Source organism: Cupriavidus pinatubonensis (assembly GCF_019602855.1).
Taxonomy (GTDB): Bacteria; Pseudomonadota; Gammaproteobacteria; order Burkholderiales; family Burkholderiaceae; genus Cupriavidus; species Cupriavidus pinatubonensis.
Genome location: NZ_CP080767.1, coordinates 1,212,250 through 1,230,428, shown reverse-complemented (window position 1 = coordinate 1,230,428; position 18,179 = coordinate 1,212,250). Strand labels below are relative to the sequence as shown.

Sequence of the window (18,179 nt, the reverse complement as noted above, 5' to 3'; positions counted from 1 at the left end):
TGCCAATCGTCATCATGGATGACGCAAGGCCGTTCCGGACATCACGGTCCTGTGCTTCGCTGATCGGAGGAAACCACTCTGATCGACGCGAAAAGCCGGATCCCCGATCTCATTCCTGCCTGGATCCCACTTGCGGCAAATCGAGGCGAGTCGTCGCGCATGGGTGGAACCAGATTCGAATGGGAAAGGGATCCATCAAGGCAGAGACAGCGCATCGACTTTGAATGACTCGTGACCGCCCAAGGAATTCAGAAAACAAATTGCGCTGATGGAGTCCGCCGCGCGGGACAGGAGCAATTCGCCAACGGAGACATCTGACCCGCTCGCGCAAGTCTCGACTTCGACGCCCGCACCATCCGTCCACGTATGGCAATGCCGTTGTCGGCGTCGTGCTGATTGGCGAACTCAACGACGGCACGGCCGGACTGATTGCCATTAAAGACCGCGGAGGTATTGCGATCATTCCGGCCCCCTTGGAAGCTGCTTCGCCGTCCATGCCTCGCAGTGCGCTCGCACACGTGAAAGGGGACTACTGTTGCAGACTCGATGAAATGGCAGAGCTCTTCATGCACCTGGCGGCCGACCATCCTGTGCCGGGAGACTGCGGCCTCGATGAACTCATGGCGATCGAATGCCGCATCGCCGCGAACGTTCCGGGCAGCGAAGACTGGCGGCGGCAGCGAGAACTGAGTGCTCCGACTGACCTCAACTGTCCAGCCTGCCAGTGCGTACTCTAACAATTGCAGGACAAGGGATGGCCGCGGTTTCGGTGCGGCGCGGGACATGCCTTTCGCCAGGCTCATGTGTCCCTGCGTGTGCGCCAGGCGGCGCGAGCATTATGTGCAGACACTAAAGACCGGTGGCACGCAGCACCGAGCGCCTACGAGCGGGGACGTCAAGCTCCTAATGAGTCATGTCGCGCGAAGCCACTTGCCTTTATTTCATCTTTCTAATAAAGTGGAAATATGGAAGAACAAGACATTGTCCGTTCCCTGGCCGCCCTGGCACACAACCTCCGCCTGCAAGTCTTCCGGATGCTGGTGGTTGCGGGTCCGGCAGGTTTGACCCCCGGGGTCATCGCCGAACAGCTCGACGTGCCGGGCGCCACGCTGTCGTTCCACCTGAAGGAGCTAATGCACGCGCACCTGGTGACGCCGCAGCGTGAGGGCCGAAATCTGATCTATCGGGCGGAGTTCGATCAGATGAATGCGCTGCTGGGCTTCCTCACGGCCAACTGTTGTCAGGGCGGGCCCTGCCTTGATGTGAGCGCAATCTCCTGCAAATGCTGACGGAAACTGCCATGAAGCGATTTCACATTCACCTCCACGTCGACGACCTGAACAAGAGCATTGCCTTCTACTCGAGGCTCTTCGCGGCTGAGCCGACGCGAGTGGAGAGCGACTATGCGAAGTGGATGCTGGAAGATCCGCGCATCAATTTCGCAATCTCGACACGAGGGGATCACGCAGGCGTAGACCATCTCGGGTTCCAGGTGGATGACGCTGCCGAGCTGGTCGAGCTGAAAGCACGCGCCGAAGCAGCCGACATGGCCGTGCTCGACGAAGGCGCGACGACCTGCTGCTACGCGCGCAGTGACAAACACTGGATCACCGACCCGCAAGGGATTGCATGGGAGCACTTCCATTCGCTCGCCAACATCCCCGTTTTCAGCGAAAGCAAGCAGGACGAGTCAACCGCGACGAACTCCGCCTGCTGTCCACCCCGCGCGCCGCGTGGCAAGGCACTCGGCATTGCCGTGAAATCTGACACTTCTTGCTGCTAGGAGCGCAACCGTAACGAAAAGAGCCTACAACGTCCTGTCCATCTGCAGGCAGCTCGGCCCACTCGATTCGTGCCGAGGGCCTGCTGAACCATCTCGGACAAGGCCGCTTCAGGGGCTTTTCGGCTGGTAGCCACCCGAGCGGGGGCGTGAACCGTCTCTTGAAGCTGACGGTCTCCTTGAAGTCCGCCGCGCTGCCGATCCGACGCAGATCCGCCCATATCCCCTTGTGGTACGACACGACATTGCGATCCGTCCATGGCGTGGTCACGTTGCCCATAACGCCGTTGTAGTGGGCAAACTGCGATATCTCGAGGGCTTCTGCCGAGCTCATGCCATGAGCCTTGGAGAGCCGGGCGGCCAGCTACTTGAACAACAGCGCCAGTCCTGATTCGCTCGATCAATGAGTTGCCATCCCAATGACCGATGGTGTTTGAGGATTCAACTGGTCGATGCAACACACTTCTATGGGGCATTGAGAGTCAAGCCCTTGGCTGGTCTTTTTCTATAGGCAGTCGTCTCCATTTGAGAGGGCAGCAGTTATCGGCCAGGAGTCAAGATGTCGTCCGTCATGAACTCGGATAAGGCAGGCACTTCAACAGGATTGAGGTCGGAGTGTACTTTTCGTGCCACGGTTGGCTCCCTCAGTCAGACCGGCTCAGCGACAACGACGTTCTCGATGTGACCCACGCCGTCGATCTCGACGCGCATCACGTCGCCGACGCGCAGGAAACGCGACGGCTTGTGGGCAACGCCGACGCCTGACGGTGTGCCCGTCGCGAGGACATCGCCGGCTTCGAGTGTCATCACTGTCGACAGATAAGCGATCTGTTGCCAGATGTTGTAGATCATCTCCCCAGTGTTGACCTCCTGGCGGCATTCGCCGTTCACGATCATGCGCAGCCGCAGCGCATGCGGATCGGCGATTTCGTCAGGCGTGACAAGCCACGGGCCGAAGGGGCCATGCGTGTTGAACGACTTGCCGAGCATGATGGTCGGTGAGCGCATCTGCCAGTCGCGCACTGAAACGTCGTTGCAGATGACATAGCCCGCGACGACTGACGCCGCGTCCTCCTCCGACACGTGACGGCAGCGGCGGCCGATAACGACACCAAGCTCCGCTTCGTAATCGAGCTTGTCGGACACTTTCGGCATCTGCACCGGGTCGAACGGCCCATTTACGCACGACACCTGCTTGCTGAACCAGACCTGGCTGTCTGGCACCTGGATGCCGGCAGCGACGGCTTCTTCGACATGACGGCGATAGTTCATGCCGATCGCAAGAAACTTTGACGGGTTCGGCACGGGAGCGTCGAGTCGCACATCTGCGAGCGGGTAGGTGACGGCGTCAGCGATACGCAGGTCGCGCGCGCGCTGCATGGGCGCGCGGCCGCCTTGGAGGAACTCCAGCATGGTACGAGGCAGACTGCAATCGCTCGCGGGCAGATCGATGATCTGTTGACCTTCGATCTTACCAATGGATTGATATCCGCGGAATTGGAATGTGGCGAGCTTCATAGTGGTTCATCTGAAAAAAGGCAAAGGATGGCAAGGGATCGCGTGCGCTAACGCGCATGCCCTAACGATCCTTCGTTGACGCGTCAGGTACTCGCTCCACGCTTTCGAAGAGCACCACGGGTGAGTCGTGGTCATGGCGCTTTGCGCGCCGATTAATCTCAACAATCTCCGAAACTCTTTACTCGAAACAGATTGTTTCCATTAGTCCAGGGTCATCTTCCCGGTCGAGAATTCAATTCGCAGGTCAAGGCGGCCTTCGTTGACGAGCCATGGGCGGACTGTGAATGAGCGGGCGCCGCACTGATGCATAGGATCCGCTGCGGCTAGTTCGCGCGCCTGCTCCGTAGAGGACGCGCGAATCACGAACATTCCCTCGCCGTCCCAAAACTTTTCGTCGTCGGTCCAATGAGGGCCGGCGGCAACCAGAATGCCCTCTCGTTCGATTTTTCGCTGATGCTCAAGATGAACCGGCACGTTTTCCATAACGGGGCCGATACCATTCGTCGGCTTCGAAAAAACGACGTAAAACTGCTTCTGGAGCATGCCCTTGCTGGCTTCAAGAACCTGCTCACGGGTAACTCGTGTGGCTTCCATCATCGTCTCCAATTCAAATAGCGATTTAAAATCTTGAAATGCCTCGCTTCAAACTACAACTCCGTGTTCCTCGTGAAGTAATCCGGGACATCGGGTCCCCACAGAAGCAGGGAGTCCTCGGGAGGAAAGTCGCCGGATGACCACGACACGCCAGCCGTCACGTAATCGATGTCGGCCGAATATTCACAAAAGGAACCCCACGGATCCATGACATAGTGAAAATAGTTCGACCCGAGCACGTGACGCCCGGTACCCCATCCACGACGATAGCCCGCTGCAGCCATTTGTGCTGCGCCCTCGCCCACGTCATCAATGCCAGCGACATCCCAGGCCACGTGGTGCCACCCCTTCCCCCCGCTCTTGACGAAAGCTACGAGATGGTGATCGCAACCGTGTACGGCGTGCATGAATGCAACGCGGTCCATGGATCTATCGGAGAGCCGCAGCCCGATCGAGCGCTCATAGAAGTCGACCGCGCGCAGTGTGTCCGGAGTAAACAGCAACACATGGCTCATCCGTCTCGGCCGTACCACGCGAGCATGCGACCGGGGATGAGAACCTCGGCGGTCAGCTGCGACGTCCACTCGCCCGAAGGGCTCTTTTCGCGACGCAGTTACCTTGGGCCCCGTGTTGACGTGAATTAGGTTGCCGTCGGGATCTTCGAACCACAGCCCGTCTGCCGTGTGGTGTCGCCCATCGGTCAGCGCGGCCACGTCGACATTGAATCGCCCTCCCGCCTCCCGCACCTGTCGTTCAATTTTTCCGAGGTCATCGGCAAAGCAGCTAAAGCTGAGGTACGACAATGATTTTCTCGATGCCGGAAGAATTCTCGCCCAGCGATGGCCGTCGAGCGCCCTTAACTCGAGCTCGGTACTGCGATCTTTAGTTACCTCGCTGACCGCTAACCCGAAGGCTGTAAAAAATTCCCGCGCGTCGCGAATTGACGGAACGTTGAGCGCAAAATGATCGACTGAATGAATCGCGGCACGTGCGTCGGGTTCTCCATTATCCATAGTCACCTCTATTGGTTCCTGCATACTTAACGAAGGCGTTTCACAAAGTGGAGGTCGAGACCCGATAACGGCGCGCCTGCTTCATGCATTGCACTGCGCTCGGCAATGGAGCCCAGGTCGATGGCGACGACGCCAACGCTGTTAATCACCTTCTGTACCAAATGACGTCCGAATACCTTTGTCACGGTCCCGGCACCTATAAAACCGATGTTCATGGCAAGTCTCCTTTCCTGATATTTAGTGTGTGAGGGTATTGCGTGGATAGGCCGCCCTAGCCTGCGCGACTCGCTTTGAAGCGCTGCCTGGGTTGGCATGGGGTCAAGCAACAACACGGATGATGATCGGGGCGAATCATGCCCACCGTCCGGCCTCTTCGAAGATCAGCCGCGGGTTGCGCGGAAAGGGCGTGTCCGGCTTTCCGTATCCAAGGCAGCAGATGAAATTGGATCGAATGCCCGTGTCCGCGAAGAACTCCTGATCGACTGCGGCGTTGTCGAAGCCAGACATAGGGCCGCAATCCAGACCAAGTGCGCGGGCGGCCATGATCAAATAGCCCCCCTGAAGCGTGCCGTTGCGCGTCGCCGTGATCTCGGCCATATGCGGTTCACTAAACATGTTGCGCAGCATGTCGCCGCGAGCCGGAAATAACCGCGGCATCAGGTCCGGAAAACCAAAGTCATGGCCAATGATGACGGTCAACGGCGCCGAGAGAATTTTGGGGCGATTCGTCTCCGCCGCGAGCGCGGCAAGTCTGGCCTTACCGGCGTCGCTCTTGACCCAGACGAAGCGCGCCGGGCAGCTGTTGGCGGAGGTAGGACCCCACTTGAGCAATTCGTAACGTTCATGAATACTCGTTGTAGGCTCTCGCGAGCCGAAACAGCTGGTAAGAGATGCGGAGGGCAGTCGGCTTTTCATCATGATGTGCCGTTCACGGTAATTTTGGGGGTGGTAAGAAAGATAAGAGACTTGACTCATCCGCAAAAGTGACTAAATTTTGATCTTTCCCATCTAACGATTAGATGACATGCTGGACACCGTCACCATCAACCAGCTTCGTACCTTTATCGCCGTATGTGAGGAGAAGAGCTTCACGGGCGCGGCGCGCCGGCTTCGGCGGGCCCAATCCGCGGTGAGCCACGCGATCTCCGCTTTGGAAGCTGCGCTAGGCGTCGAGCTTTTCGAGCGAGACACCCGAAGGGCCGAACTTACCGCTGCTGGACGCAGCCTTATCCCCGATGCCCGAGCCGTCATTACACGAACGGAAGACATGAAGAACCGGGCGAAGTCGATTTCCGCAGAAGGCGTGCCGCGGCTCTCGATCGCCGTCGACACCTATTTCCCGAGGAAGCGCCTGATCGACTGCCTGCGTGTGCTCGAAGCCGAATCGCCGACGGCTGCCATCAACCTCCACATGACAACCATGCAGGGTGGTGAGGCGTTGGTATTAGCAAGTGACTGCTCGCTTGCAGTCACCATTTCTGACGTGCCGGAGATCAAGAAAAGCGCTATCGAGCGACACTGGCTCTGCGAAACGCCGCTTGTCACCGTTTGTGCGCCGACCCATCCGTTAGCCGGTATCAGCCGACCAATCGCCCAGGATGAATTTGGCGAATATGTGCAGTTGGTGGTCACCGACAACCAGCCGAGCGCAGAGACGAGCCAGAAGGGAGTGGCAGGCGAGCGCCAATGGCTCGTCAACGACCTCGGGGCAAAACGTGACCTCTTGCTAGCGGGGCTTAGCTGGGGGCACATGCCTGCGGATCTAGTCGCTGAAGATCTGGCTCAGGGGCGTCTTGTCGAAATCCGTCGCCGGGCATGGCACATCGGCCCCCTGGTGTTTGTCATCTCGCGCATCAGGGGAAGCGAGCTCTCATCATTCGAAGAGCGGGCGGTGCAGCTCCTGGCGGGTGAACCGATCGCGGCTCCTATGTAAAGCTTCGTCGCAAGTCATGGTTGTTGCATAGTCGTCGAGATATTCGAACGATTGCGGGATCTCAGCGAGCTATCCGTGCACCGATGCCGAGGCCGACAACATTCCTCCGGCAACGCCGATTCATCGCTATTGGGTGATGGATATGTATTGAAAAAATCGCTTGCGAGGTATCGCGAAACGACGCCCGAGACCCGCACCGGTTTCCTGGAAACCATCGCCTCTGGCATCGAAGGCCTGGCGACGCCCTTATCGAGCGCGCCATGGGTAATCGTCCTTCTCGTGCATGTATGGACCCGACGCCTTTTGCAAGCTTCTTGTTCGTGATGTCGAGATGGTCTGCATGCATGTATCCGGCTTGCGTGGTGGCCTTTGCCGAAGCTGCTTGCAAAAGGCGTCGGGTCCACTGGGGATCTGCTCAACCCTTTTCTGGGTGCTGGCGGCGCGCGCTTCGAGCCGCCAGCACAGTGAGGGAAACGCAGAGAAATGCGCGCAATGAAAGCGACTGATGACGGGCAGATCAGGCACCGCGCCATCAACTCGCGTGGGCAGTCAAGATGTCCGTTCATTTCTCCCAAAAAACATGGCCGCAAGTTTTTGGGGGCCAATGACCCGCCCAACTTCCCAGAACGCAAAGAACGGAATGAACGCACCGAACATCATCACGGTCCGCGCAAGCAGTTCATAGACGCCGTACTCGATCATTCCGTGAACGATGCCATCCAGGTTCTGCTTGTGGGTCAACCCATCCAAGACATGTTCGAGAGCGCCCAGGAAAAACACAAGCCCCCCATAGACCAGCGATTTGTAGATCACCGACACGGCCAACGGACCGCTCTCGAAGCGCCGCCCAAGCTTCAACGCGTCGCCGATCATGATGACCTTGGCGATGATCAGCGCTTCGAAGAAGGCGAATCCGTAATTGAGATAGACGACGTCGAACTCCGACAGGAGCAGGCGGCGGTAAACCATGAAGGTGCCTATCAGCAGGAAGAGATAGAAGGTGATGATCCAGAAAGCCCTCAACTCCTCCATGGCCCGATGTTTGAGGCCGCTGTGCTTGTGTGCTTCGCCAGTCATCGCCTTGACTCATCCCATGAGGAACCGGTTGTGATATCAGCAAGGAGAAAGCGTGCCCTTTTTTCCACGCCGGTCGCCCGCCTGCGGCGTTGACATACAATGCATGGGCGCAACCTTGATCGCCATGGCAAGACATCAGGTTGTGCCATTAACGCTAGGCGGCTTCCTCAAAAAAGCAAGGCGCGAAAGTTGATTTTCAGCAAGCTAGTAAGGTGATGCGCTGCCTTCCACGGCAACCATGGCAAAGAACCTTTGGCATACAGACAACATCTGCGCAAGCGCATGAGGCTGGCCCATGATCAGTGGAGGACTTCTCTCCTTCCAGTAAACTTATCGGGATGCCTGAGTGGATCAGTACCTTACGCAAGAGGCTTCGCCATGTTGGACTGACGATTACAAATACTGCTCTCCTTGCTCGCGCAACCGGACAACTTTGGCTGGCACCCCATAGGCAACAGACTGCCTTTCTATGTCATTGATGACGAGAGCTCCCGCCCCGATGACCGTTTGATCCCCTATTGTGACGCCATGGATAAGATTGGCGCCCAACCCAATGGCGGCATAGGTACCAATGTTGCAATCGCCTCCTGTGATGACTCCCGGTGCCAGGCTAACGAAGTCGCCAACCTTGCAGTCATGATCGATGCATGCTCCAGTGTTGATGATGCAATGACGGCCAATAGCCGAGCATGCATTGACCACCGCACCCGCCATGACAACGGTGCCAGTACCGATCGTTGCATCCCGTCCAATGCATGCCGCTGGATGAATGGCTACGGCAAATTGAATCCCGGCGCACAGCGCCTCAATTCGTTTGGCTACCTGCGCGCGCACGTTGTTGTCGCCAATAGCGATCAGCGCCTCATCGATCCGGTATTCCTTGACCAGCGCCTGGAGGGCGGTCTCATTGCCGATCACGCGATAGCCCATCACTTCGCGCGGAGTGTCGTCTACTAACCCGACGATGCGGTACTTGCCCTGCCTCTCCACCACATCGATGACGGACCGGGCATGTCCGCCTGACCCGATGACGACGATGCGCTTCATGGTTGCCTTTGCTCGCATGGTTTGTATCGCGGACCAAGAGCACCTCCCTCCGCAACGCAGGCCGGGCCCACCGCACTACGGCCGTCTTCCTGAGACTAGTCCTTAGATATTGCGGCAAATGGGGATCGACGGGCGGAGCACGTCGGTCCTAACCTAGTAAACAGGCAAGTCCGCGAGAATCCAGTTACCCAGATTTAAGAAATCTGCACATCTCATTTAAGGTTTTTTAAATTTAGCGCATGTTGGCCACAAAGCTATGCTCCCGTGACCATAATCTGCTCGGCACCGAACGGTTGTTGGCTTCTCGCAACGACCACTACCGCCAGAAGATGAAACTGGGGCCGCGATGACGTAGGCGCTCCGTAGCTTCGTAACCGCCCGAGTGGCTGCGCAGCCTTTGCTTATGCAGCCAAGGCTGCGCCGACAAGACATACGACGGTGCTGAGCGCGCATGTCACGGCGTTGGAGGCATGGACGACGAAGTTGCGTGGAAGAGGCGCATCAAATCGTCTTCGTCCCCCGTATTCGCTAAACTTTTTGCGGCGTTTTATCTTGCGGCCCAGCCAAGCTCGACTGTGCGGGATGGGGTTCCGACTGCGATCGCTCGACCACAGTGCAAACGCGCGCAGCAGCTGCGGGCTCATCGTACACGTCGCACTTTCGGCCGCGGTCTAGCCGTCTTCGAGGTGCCCGGGCTCTTTCTACCCACTGACGTGAGCCCAAGTCATCGCGTCGATCACAAATTTCGACCTCCACGCCGCCCCATTCGTTGTGCATTGACGTTGGTCAACCACTCGACCGCGGTGGCATCTACAGTCGTATCAGCATGCCGGCGACCGGATTGGCCGCCCCGCGTTCGCTTCGATGGAGAACATAAAAATGAAAAGCATTCCCGTTGTCGCCGCTGTGCTGATCGCTGCCGGACTGCCGCTCGGCGCTTCCGATGTTTATGCACAAACGCTGGAAAAGATCGCGTCAAGCGACAAGATCACGGTCTCCTATCGGGAGGCCGCCGTGCCGTTCAGCTATCTGCTGGCGCCACACAAAGCAGTCGGATTCTCGGTCGATCTGACAGAAGCGATCATCGACGATGTGCGCAGCCGGCTGAAGAAGCCCAACCTTAAGGTCGACTACGTCCCCGTGACGGGGCAAAACCGAATCCCCATGTTGGTGAGCGGCACCTATGACCTGGAGTGCGGATCCACCACCAACACCAGTGCCCGCGGGAAAGAGGTCGCGTTTTCGATCAACGTGTTCTACGCCGGAACGCGCTTGCTGACCAAGAAGAATTCCGGCATCAAGAACTACTCCGATCTCACGAAAAAGACGGTGGCCAGCACGGCAGGTAGCACAAACGAGAAACTCCTGAGCCAATACAGCGCCGACCACAATCTGGATATCCAATTGATCTCAGGCAAGGACTACGCGGATGCCATGCAACTGGTATTGAACGACCGAGCCGTGGCGCTTGCCCTCGACGACGTGTTGCTGTTCGGCCTTCGAGCCAACTCGCGCAGTCCATCCGCGCTCGAAATCGTAGGTGATACCCTTCAAGTGGAACCATATGCGTGCATGGTTCGCAAGGACGATACCGAGTTTAAAAAATTGGTGGACGGCACGATCACACGGTTGATGAAGTCGGGGGAGTTCACACGGCTGTACAAGAAATGGTTCGAGTCGCCGATCCCTCCCGCCGGCGCGAATCTGAATATGCCGATGAGCGACGCATTACGCGCCAATATCAAGATACGCAGCGATAAGCCTGCTCAATAAGTCCGTCTCGGAGTCCGCGCCAAAGCGGGGCCTTCATAGCTATTCTCCAAGGCGCCTGCCCCAAGCTGTCTGTCGACAAAGTCCGCAAGCAAGGCTTTCAAAATAGCTTCAGTCCTCTATACCGATGCACTGGAGCGCTCCGAATTGGAATACAGGCGGCTTAGGGGGTTGCTCGTCGTTCTTTAATCTGTGCCAGTTGCTCCGAACATTCTCCCAGTCTAGGTGTCCGGTGGAAAATGCATTCGCGATGACGTTGCCCGTATGCTCGTCAAGAAATCCACTGACTTTGTCGAGGGGGAGGTCCCCATAGTAGAGTTCCTGCTCGACATAGAGATTGAGATACAACGACATAGGCATGAGAGTCTCATAGCCGCTTTCGACAAAGCTTTGCGGCTGAAAAAGCGCCAAGTCTTTGTGTTCACCGGGAGCAAGCGGCAGCAACCCTTGGTCCCAAGCATTCACTGCAGTATCAAAGGGAGACCCTATATATATGCCGTCAGACGTGAAAACGTCAAATGAGGCAGGGTGCTCCATAATACGCATCGGAAGTGGCGAAGTCACACTAACGCCGAACGAACATCATGCAAGTCCGCACGTCGCAAATCACCGGAACTGATGCCTGGACACGCCACTTATGATCGCCGGTATCGACAGGCCGGAAGAGATCAACACCCCGCTTCCTTGCCGTCTTCCGCGCTGAGGGAGTGAACCCGGCCGGGCAGACCAATACTCCTTTGTAAGCCTGCACATCCTCGACAAGACCATAGAACACTTCGACGCCCTTCACGTCGACGGGGTCTTGTAGTCCTTGCAGTCTATGACAATCGTCATCAGGTACTGACCGATATGCTGCCGCAGCAGGATATCGATCTGACGATCTGTCTCAGAGATCTGTCCCCGTAACTTTGCGTTGTGGACTATCTCGGCGCCGGGCGCCAGCTTCGCCTGAATCTCGGCGACGAGATGTTCGAGTGTTAGCCAATCTGGGTTGTTCGCCATCACCACCTCCTAGCGGCCATGGTACTACCCGACGAACACATGCTGCCAAGCGCACGCTGAGAGGAAGGCGCCCCATTTTGCGGTGGGGTAAGATGGGGAGTACAAAAAACAAAACCCCGGAAGACCGCGATCTTCCGGGGTTCGCCGCCATTGCTGGCGGAGACGGAGGGATTCGAACCCTCGATCCAGGTTTTGGCCCAGATGCTCCCTTAGCAGGGGAGTGCCTTCGACCTCTCGGCCACGTCTCCCAAACTTGCGTTGTTCGAGGGAGCCGAACAACGAAGCGCAAATTCTAGCGATGCCTTCCTGGTTAGTCAACGAAAAATCGATAACTCAACACAAAAATTCTCAGCCCCGCTAGAGGTCCTTACGAACGGATCAGGCCTGTTCCAGTTCGAACGCCTTGTGCAGTGCGCGCACGGCGAGTTCCATGTACTTTTCGTCGATCAGCACCGAGATCTTGATTTCCGAGGTGGAGATCATCTGGATGTTGATGCCCTCTTCCGACAGCGTGCGGAACATCTTGCTGGCGACGCCCACGTGCGAGCGCATGCCCACGCCCACCACCGACACCTTCGACACCTTCGGGTCGCCCGAAACGTTGGCGGCACCGACGTGCGGCTTGACGCTGTCCGTCAGGAGCGTCAGCGTACGCTGGTAGTCGCCGCGCGGCACGGTGAATGTGAAGTCGGTCTTACCGTCCACCGACTGGTTCTGGATGATCATGTCGACGTCGATGTTGGCGTCGGCGACCGGGCCCAGGATCTGGTACGCGATGCCCGGCTTGTCCGGCACGCCCAGAACGGTGATCTTGGCTTCGTCACGGGCGAAGGCGATGCCCGAGATAACGGCGGCTTCCATGTTGGAATCTTCCTCAAAAGTGATCAGCGTGCCCGAGTTGATTTCGTTCTCGAGCGGCATAAGCGGGTCGGTCAGCGACGACAGTACGCGGGTCTTCACGCGGTACTTGCCGGCGAACTCCACGGAGCGGATCTGCAGCACCTTGGAGCCGAGGCTGGCCATTTCCAGCATCTCTTCGAAGGTAATCTTGTCCAGCCGGCGCGCGTCTTCCACTACACGCGGATCGGTCGTGTAGACGCCGTCCACGTCGGTGTAGATCAGGCACTCATCGGCCTCGATCGCGGCGGCGATAGCCACAGCCGAGGTATCCGAGCCGCCACGGCCCAGCGTCGTGATGTTGCCGTCGTCGTCGATGCCCTGGAAGCCGGTGATCACCACCACGCGGCCCGCATCGAGATCGCCGAGGATGCGCTCGTCGTCGATCGACTCGATACGCGCCTTGGTGTAGGACGAGTCGGTCTTCACCGGCACCTGCCAGCCCGTGTAGCTGACCGCGTCGATGTTTTCGCCATGCAGCGCGATGGCCAGCAGCGCGACGCTGGCCTGTTCGCCGGTCGAGGCGAGCATGTCCAGTTCACGCGGGTCCGGCTGTGCCGAAATTTCCTTGGCGAGTCCCAGCAGGCGATTGGTTTCGCCTGACATGGCCGAAGGCACCACGACTACGCGGTGACCGGCGCGGTGCCACTTGGCCACGCGCTTGGCGACATTCTTGATGCGTTCCGTGGAACCCATCGAAGTGCCGCCGTATTTGTGAACGATGAGAGCCATCTTCTTGTCGACGCCAGCGATTGTGCAAAGCTCTTGAAAATACACGAACCGCGACCATCAGGCAAGGCGTAGCGGCTTCGCCGGCGGATGGAATGTGATGTTGGCGTCGAAAATCCTGGCTACGGGATGCGTGTACCAGCCGTCGCCTGCATCCACTCGACGCGCCAGCGCGGCGCGTGCGGCGCCTCTGTCCAGCGCCGGTGCATGCCCAGGCCTGCGGCCATCACAAGCGTATCGCCGGCCCACAGCAGTGGCAGCCAGCATCGGCGCCAGCGCGGCACACCGGCCTCCTGATAAGCCTGCTTGAGTGCGCGCGCGGGGCCGCCGGGCCGCAGCACGATGCGCTCGCCGCCAGTGCGCTGCGCGATCCGCAACGGCTGCTGGAGCACGGCTTCCGGCACGCCGAAGGTATCGTCGCGCGTAAAGCGCAGTTCGCCACGCCAGGCAGGGACTACGATGCGCGGCTCGCCGCGCCAGGTCAGCGCCTGCGCCGTCGGCGGCGCATCCGGCTCCGGCGTGCAGGCCAGCACCCTGCCCTGGAATCGGCGCAGCACCAGGTTGTCATGGGCGATGGCCGGTTCACCACCACTGTGGTCAAGCAACTGTTCGCGCATAGCCGCCAGCCTCGCCGTGGATGGCGCGCGTGCGCCGAGGTCGCGTAACCAGAGACGCAGCACGGCATCGGCGTGGGAAGCGGGTAGCGCGCGCAGGCCTGACAGGTCCAGTTCGGCGAGCGTATCGGGATCGCGTCCTGGCGCGGCCAGCCGAGCCAGCTCGGTGCCCGCGAGATCGTCGAGCATGCGGGCGGCCTGCGCAAAGTGCGCGGCGGCCTGGGCAACATTGGCGCGCAAGGCGGGGAAATCCCGCTCCAGCAGCGGCAATTGCGCGCGCAAGGCGTTGCGCGCATAACGCGTGCTGTCGTTGGACGGATCATCGATCCATGCGAGTTCATGCGCGGCGCAATAGCTGTCGATGTCGGCACGCGGGACTTCGAGCCATGGCCGCAAAAGCATGATGTCGCCCGCTTCGTCCAGTTTGCGCATCGCAGGCATGCCGGACATACCCGCCACCCCCGCGCCGCGAAAGAGACGGAGCAGCACGGTTTCGACCTGGTCATCGAGATGGTGCGCGAACAGCAAAAAGCGGGCACCGCTCGCTCGGCACATGTCGCCGAGCGCTTCATAGCGCGCGCGCCTCGCGGCGGCCTCGATGCCCTCGCCCGTGCCGGCCTGCACTGACACGCGGCGCACGAAATAACCCAGCTCCCATCGCGCGCACAGATCCGCGCAGAATGCATCCCACGCATCGGCCTGCGCCTGCAGGCCATGGTGAACATGCAGGGCGACCACGCGGGCCGGCATGCGCCACGCAGACACGGCCGCCTGCGTGGCATGGAGAAGCGCTACGGAGTCGCGGCCGCCGGACAGCGCCACGGCCACCACCATGTCGGTAGCGCTTGCGCCCGTCCCGCCAGAAACAACAAAGGCCGCACTGGCCTGAAGAGCCTGTGCGACCTTGTCGGTCAGGCGATCGGACGGATCACTCCTGGGCGCCGGTTTCCTTGAACTTGCCATAGGCCAGCAGGCGCTCGTAGCGGCGCGCCTGCAGTTCCTTCACGCTCACGCCCTGGAACTGGCGCAGGGATTCAGCCAGCGAACGCTTGAGCATGGCGGCCATGCCCTTGACGTCGCGATGGGCACCACCCAGCGGCTCGCTCACGATCTTGTCGATCAGGCCCAGTGCCTTCAGGCGGTGGGCGGTCAGCCCAAGCGCTTCCGCGGCTTCCGGCGCCTTCTCGGCGGTCTTCCACAGGATCGAAGCGCAGCCTTCGGGCGAAATCACAGCGTAAGTCGCGAACTGCAGCATCTGCACTACGTCGCCCACGGCAATGGCCAGCGCACCGCCCGAGCCGCCTTCACCGATGATGGTGGCGATCAGAGGCACCTTCAGGCCGGCCATCACATACAGGTTGTGGCCGATCGCCTCGGACTGGCCGCGCTCCTCGGCGTCGATGCCGGGGAACGCGCCCGGCGTGTCGACGAACGTGAAGATCGGGAGGCCGAACTTGTCGGCCAGTTCCATCAGGCGCTTGGCCTTGCGGTAGCCCTCGGGCTTGGGCATGCCGAAATTGCGCATGGCGCGCTCTTTCGTGTCACGGCCCTTTTGGTGGCCGATCACCATGCACGACTGGCCGTTGAAGCGGGCCAGGCCACCGACAATCGAAAGGTCGTCGGCAAAGGTGCGGTCGCCATGCAGCTCGTGGAAATCGGTAAAGATTTCACGCACGTAGTCGAGCGTGTACGGGCGCTGCGGATGACGGGCGATCTGCGCAACCTGCCACGGGGTCAGGTTGGCGTAGATGTCCTTGGTAAGCTGCTGGCTCTTGCCGGCCAGCCGCGAAATCTCTTCGGAAATATCGACAGCCGAATCGTCCTGCACGAAACGCAGTTCTTCGATCTTTGCCTCGAGTTCGGCAATGGGCTGCTCAAAATCCAGGAAGGTGGTTTTCATAAAATCACACGTACCTGTCTGTGAAGGGGCGCATTCTACCGGAATTTGGCCGCTATCTTTGCGCCGGGCAGATAGCCTTTACTGCACCTGCAGCTACTTTTTCTTACGGCTATGCCTAATACGTCACCGGCAGCGGGTCCAGGCTACGCCACATGTACCATGTGGCCACCGTGCGCCAGGGCTCCCAGTTTGCCGCGACTTCTCGCGCTTCGCTACGGGTCACGGGCTCGCCGCTGAAGTAATTTGCCGAGATGGCGTTGATCAGCCCGATGTCGTCCAGAGGCAGCACGTTAGGCCGCATCAGGTTGAACATCAGGAACATTTCAGCCGTCCATCGGCCGATGCCGCGGATCTGCGTCAGCTCGGCGATGACGGCTTCATCGTCCATCACCGCCCATTCGTTCACGTGGACGCGGCCGGCCTTGAAGTGATCAGCCAGGTCGGTAATGTATTCCGCCTTGCGCCGCGAGAGCCCGCACGCAGCCAGCTTCTCGGGACCCGCCCGCAGGAACTGTGCCGGCGTGAGCTTGGGGCATGCCCCCACCAGCCGCTCCCAGACCGACTGCGCCGCCTTGACGGAGATCTGCTGGCCCACGACCGAGCGAGCGAGGGTGATGAACGGATCGCCGCGAGAGACCAGATGGGCCGGACCATAGGTCGGGATCATCTTGCGCAGGATGCGGTCGCGCTTCATCAGGTCGGCACAGGCCTCGTCCCAATAGGCCGGGCGTACGGCGTCGATGACGGTCTCGACCGGCAACGGCAAAACCTCGGCTTCCGGCAGCGCGACCTTCCCTTCCTTGGCGCTGCCTTTGGCGGCACGGGAGCTGGTGGTCTTGGCCGGTGCGGCGGGCTTGCGCGCGGCAGCGTTCAAGCACGCCTCCATTCGGTCGCACCGCCCGGCTTGTCTTCCAGCACGATGCCTGCGGCCAGAAGATCCGCGCGGATGCGGTCGGCTTCAGCGAAGTTGCGTTCGGCCTTGGCAGTCTTGCGCGCGGCGATCAAACCTTCGATCTCATCCGGCGACGGGCCGTCGACCTTTTTGCCACCTTGCAGGAACGTGTGCGGATCGCGTTCGAGCAGGCCCAGCGTGCCAGCCAGTCCCTTCAGTTGGCGTGCGGCCACCGAAGAGCCCGTACGGTTGACTTCGCTGGCCAGATCGAACAGCACGGACACCGCAATCGGCGTGTTGAAGTCATCGCACATGGCTTCGGCAAAGCGCTTTGCGTGCGCCTCTTCCCAGTCCACGGCATAGCCGCCGGGCTGCGTGTCCTTGAGCGCCGTGTAGAGCCGCGTCAGCGCATGGCGCGCGTCGTCGAGGTGGGCATCGCTGTAGTTCAGCGGGCTGCGGTAGTGCGCGCGCAGGATGAAGAAGCGCACGACTTCCGCGTCGTACTCCTTCAGCACTTCGCGGATGGTGAAGAAGTTGCCGAGCGATTTCGACATCTTCTCGTCATTCACGCGCACGAAACCGTTGTGCATCCACACATTGACGAACGGCTTGCCGCTCGCACCTTCAGACTGGGCAATTTCGTTCTCGTGGTGCGGGAACTGCAGGTCGGCACCACCGCCGTGGATGTCGAAATGCTCGCCCAGCAGCGTGCAGCTCATGGCCGAGCATTCGATGTGCCAGCCCGGGCGGCCCATGCCCCACTTCGAATTCCACTTGCTCTCGGGCGGCTCGCTTTCCTTGGCCGACTTCCACAGCACGAAATCGAGCGGGTCCTGCTTGGCATCGTTGGCGGTCACACGCTCGCCGGCGCGCAGATCTTCCAGCGACTTGCCGGAGAGCTTGCCGTAGCCATCGAACTTGCGCACCGAGTAGTTCACGTCGCCGTCCGTAGCCTGATAGGCCAGGCCATTGGCTTCGAGCTTGCCAATCAGGTCCAGCATCTGCGGCACATAGTCGGTCGCGCGCGGCTCATGGTCCGGTCGGACGATCCCCAACGCGTCGGCATCCTCGTGCATGTACTGGATGAAGCGGGTAGTCAGCTGGCCAATGGTTTCGCCGTTTTCGGCGGCGCGGCGGATGATCTTGTCGTCGATGTCCGTGATGTTCTGGACAAAGGTCACGTCATAGCCCGCGGCGCGCAGCCAGCGATGCACCATGTCGAACACCACCATCACGCGCGCGTGGCCAACGTGACAGTAGTCGTAGACGGTCATGCCGCATACGTACATGCGGACTTTGCCCGGCTCGATCGGCACGAAAGGCTGTTTCTCACGCGCGAGCGTGTTGTAGATGTTCAGAAGCTGCATGAAGCAATGTGTGTGATGTGAGGTGGCTGCCGGTATGCCGTCGCCC

At 59.8% G+C, this 18,179-nt stretch carries 20 protein-coding genes, 1 tRNA gene and 1 pseudogene; 6 read left to right on the top strand and 16 right to left on the bottom strand.

Annotated elements, in window-relative coordinates; all coding sequences use genetic code 11:
* Positions 1-296 precede the first annotated feature (296 nt).
* The 4 genes and pseudogenes from K2O51_RS18210 to K2O51_RS35780 form a co-directional block, all read left to right on the top strand.
* Positions 297-737 (top strand): chemotaxis protein CheB, encoded by a 441-nt coding sequence (locus tag K2O51_RS18210; protein WP_342394106.1) that lies wholly within the window; start codon positions 297-299, stop codon positions 735-737.
* Positions 738-965: 228 nt separating this feature from the next.
* Positions 966-1,289 (top strand): ArsR/SmtB family transcription factor, encoded by a 324-nt coding sequence (locus K2O51_RS18205; RefSeq protein WP_140949011.1) that lies wholly within the window; start codon positions 966-968, stop codon positions 1,287-1,289.
* A gap of 11 nt (positions 1,290-1,300) precedes the next feature.
* Positions 1,301-1,783, top strand: coding sequence for an ArsI/CadI family heavy metal resistance metalloenzyme (locus tag K2O51_RS18200; protein WP_041679538.1), 483 nt, complete (start codon positions 1,301-1,303; stop codon positions 1,781-1,783).
* A pseudogene (locus tag K2O51_RS35780) lies at positions 1,764-1,956 on the top strand (hypothetical protein); the annotation flags it as partial. The gene K2O51_RS18200 and the pseudogene K2O51_RS35780, both read left to right, overlap by 20 nt.
* A gap of 472 nt (positions 1,957-2,428) precedes the next feature.
* Here the strand turns inward: K2O51_RS35780 and K2O51_RS18195 are convergent.
* From K2O51_RS18195 to K2O51_RS18175, 5 genes are all read right to left on the bottom strand, one after another.
* On the bottom strand, positions 2,429-3,298 hold the full coding sequence (locus tag K2O51_RS18195) for a fumarylacetoacetate hydrolase family protein (protein WP_011297317.1): 870 nt from the start codon (positions 3,296-3,298) through the stop codon (positions 2,429-2,431).
* A gap of 201 nt (positions 3,299-3,499) precedes the next feature.
* Positions 3,500-3,895 carry a YciI family protein gene (locus K2O51_RS18190; protein WP_207206577.1) on the bottom strand — a complete coding sequence of 132 codons (396 nt, stop codon included), beginning with the start codon at positions 3,893-3,895 and terminating at the stop codon, positions 3,500-3,502.
* 50 nt (positions 3,896-3,945) lie between these two features.
* Entirely contained in the window at positions 3,946-4,905 is a 960-nt protein-coding gene (locus K2O51_RS18185) for a VOC family protein (protein ID WP_041679537.1), read from the bottom strand.
* Positions 4,906-4,931: 26 nt separating this feature from the next.
* Positions 4,932-5,120 carry a hypothetical protein gene (locus tag K2O51_RS18180; RefSeq protein WP_041679536.1) on the bottom strand — a complete coding sequence of 63 codons (189 nt, stop codon included), beginning with the start codon at positions 5,118-5,120 and terminating at the stop codon, positions 4,932-4,934.
* A 136-nt stretch (positions 5,121-5,256) separates the two neighbouring features.
* On the bottom strand, positions 5,257-5,823 hold the full coding sequence (locus K2O51_RS18175) for a malonic semialdehyde reductase (protein ID WP_011297313.1): 567 nt from the start codon (positions 5,821-5,823) through the stop codon (positions 5,257-5,259).
* Positions 5,824-5,929: 106 nt separating this feature from the next.
* On the opposite strand from K2O51_RS18175, the gene K2O51_RS18170 reads away from it, so the two are divergent.
* Positions 5,930-6,838: a LysR family transcriptional regulator gene (locus K2O51_RS18170; RefSeq protein ID WP_011297312.1), complete on the top strand. Its 909-nt coding sequence runs from the start codon at positions 5,930-5,932 to the stop codon at positions 6,836-6,838.
* Positions 6,839-7,387: 549 nt separating this feature from the next.
* On the opposite strand, the gene K2O51_RS18165 is transcribed toward K2O51_RS18170, so the two are convergent.
* Together K2O51_RS18165 and K2O51_RS18160 are read right to left on the bottom strand one after the other, a co-directional pair.
* A complete protein-coding gene (locus K2O51_RS18165; protein WP_011297311.1) occupies positions 7,388-7,915 on the bottom strand; it encodes a hypothetical protein in 528 nt (175 codons plus the stop codon).
* Positions 7,916-8,308: 393 nt separating this feature from the next.
* Complete coding sequence (locus K2O51_RS18160) at positions 8,309-8,962, bottom strand: acetyltransferase (protein ID WP_041679535.1); 654 nt, start codon at positions 8,960-8,962, stop codon at positions 8,309-8,311.
* Positions 8,963-9,841: 879 nt separating this feature from the next.
* Between K2O51_RS18160 and K2O51_RS18155 the strand changes: the two genes are divergently transcribed.
* Positions 9,842-10,735, top strand: coding sequence for a transporter substrate-binding domain-containing protein (locus K2O51_RS18155; RefSeq protein ID WP_011297309.1), 894 nt, complete (start codon positions 9,842-9,844; stop codon positions 10,733-10,735).
* A 108-nt stretch (positions 10,736-10,843) separates the two neighbouring features.
* Here K2O51_RS18155 and K2O51_RS18150 read toward each other — a convergent pair whose 3' ends face one another.
* The 9 genes from K2O51_RS18150 to cysS all read right to left on the bottom strand — a co-directional run bounded on the left by K2O51_RS18150 (position 10,844) and on the right by cysS (position 18,133).
* Positions 10,844-11,197, bottom strand: coding sequence for a hypothetical protein (locus tag K2O51_RS18150; RefSeq protein WP_166486992.1), 354 nt, complete (start codon positions 11,195-11,197; stop codon positions 10,844-10,846).
* 100 nt (positions 11,198-11,297) lie between these two features.
* A complete protein-coding gene (locus K2O51_RS35775; RefSeq protein ID WP_425291351.1) occupies positions 11,298-11,483 on the bottom strand; it encodes a hypothetical protein in 186 nt (61 codons plus the stop codon).
* 35 nt (positions 11,484-11,518) lie between these two features.
* The gene (locus K2O51_RS18140) at positions 11,519-11,734 is read right to left on the bottom strand and encodes a hypothetical protein (protein WP_041679533.1); all 216 of its coding nucleotides are present in this window, start codon (positions 11,732-11,734) and stop codon (positions 11,519-11,521) included.
* A 154-nt stretch (positions 11,735-11,888) separates the two neighbouring features.
* Positions 11,889-11,982 (bottom strand) — tRNA-Ser (locus K2O51_RS18135).
* A 130-nt stretch (positions 11,983-12,112) separates the two neighbouring features.
* Positions 12,113-13,363 (bottom strand): aspartate kinase, encoded by a 1,251-nt coding sequence (locus tag K2O51_RS18130; RefSeq protein ID WP_011297308.1) that lies wholly within the window; start codon positions 13,361-13,363, stop codon positions 12,113-12,115.
* A gap of 119 nt (positions 13,364-13,482) precedes the next feature.
* Entirely contained in the window at positions 13,483-14,937 is a 1,455-nt protein-coding gene (gene tilS, locus K2O51_RS18125; RefSeq protein WP_011297307.1) for a tRNA lysidine(34) synthetase TilS, read from the bottom strand.
* Positions 14,903-15,874 (bottom strand): acetyl-CoA carboxylase carboxyltransferase subunit alpha, encoded by a 972-nt coding sequence (locus tag K2O51_RS18120; RefSeq protein WP_011297306.1) that lies wholly within the window; start codon positions 15,872-15,874, stop codon positions 14,903-14,905. Before K2O51_RS18120 ends, tilS begins: the two co-directional genes overlap by 35 nt.
* A gap of 115 nt (positions 15,875-15,989) precedes the next feature.
* Positions 15,990-16,760 carry a DNA-3-methyladenine glycosylase family protein gene (locus K2O51_RS18115; protein WP_011297305.1) on the bottom strand — a complete coding sequence of 257 codons (771 nt, stop codon included), beginning with the start codon at positions 16,758-16,760 and terminating at the stop codon, positions 15,990-15,992.
* Positions 16,745-18,133 carry a cysteine--tRNA ligase gene (gene cysS / locus K2O51_RS18110; protein ID WP_011297304.1) on the bottom strand — a complete coding sequence of 463 codons (1,389 nt, stop codon included), beginning with the start codon at positions 18,131-18,133 and terminating at the stop codon, positions 16,745-16,747. The genes K2O51_RS18115 and cysS overlap by 16 nt, the downstream gene beginning before the upstream one ends.
* Positions 18,134-18,179 lie beyond the last annotated feature (46 nt).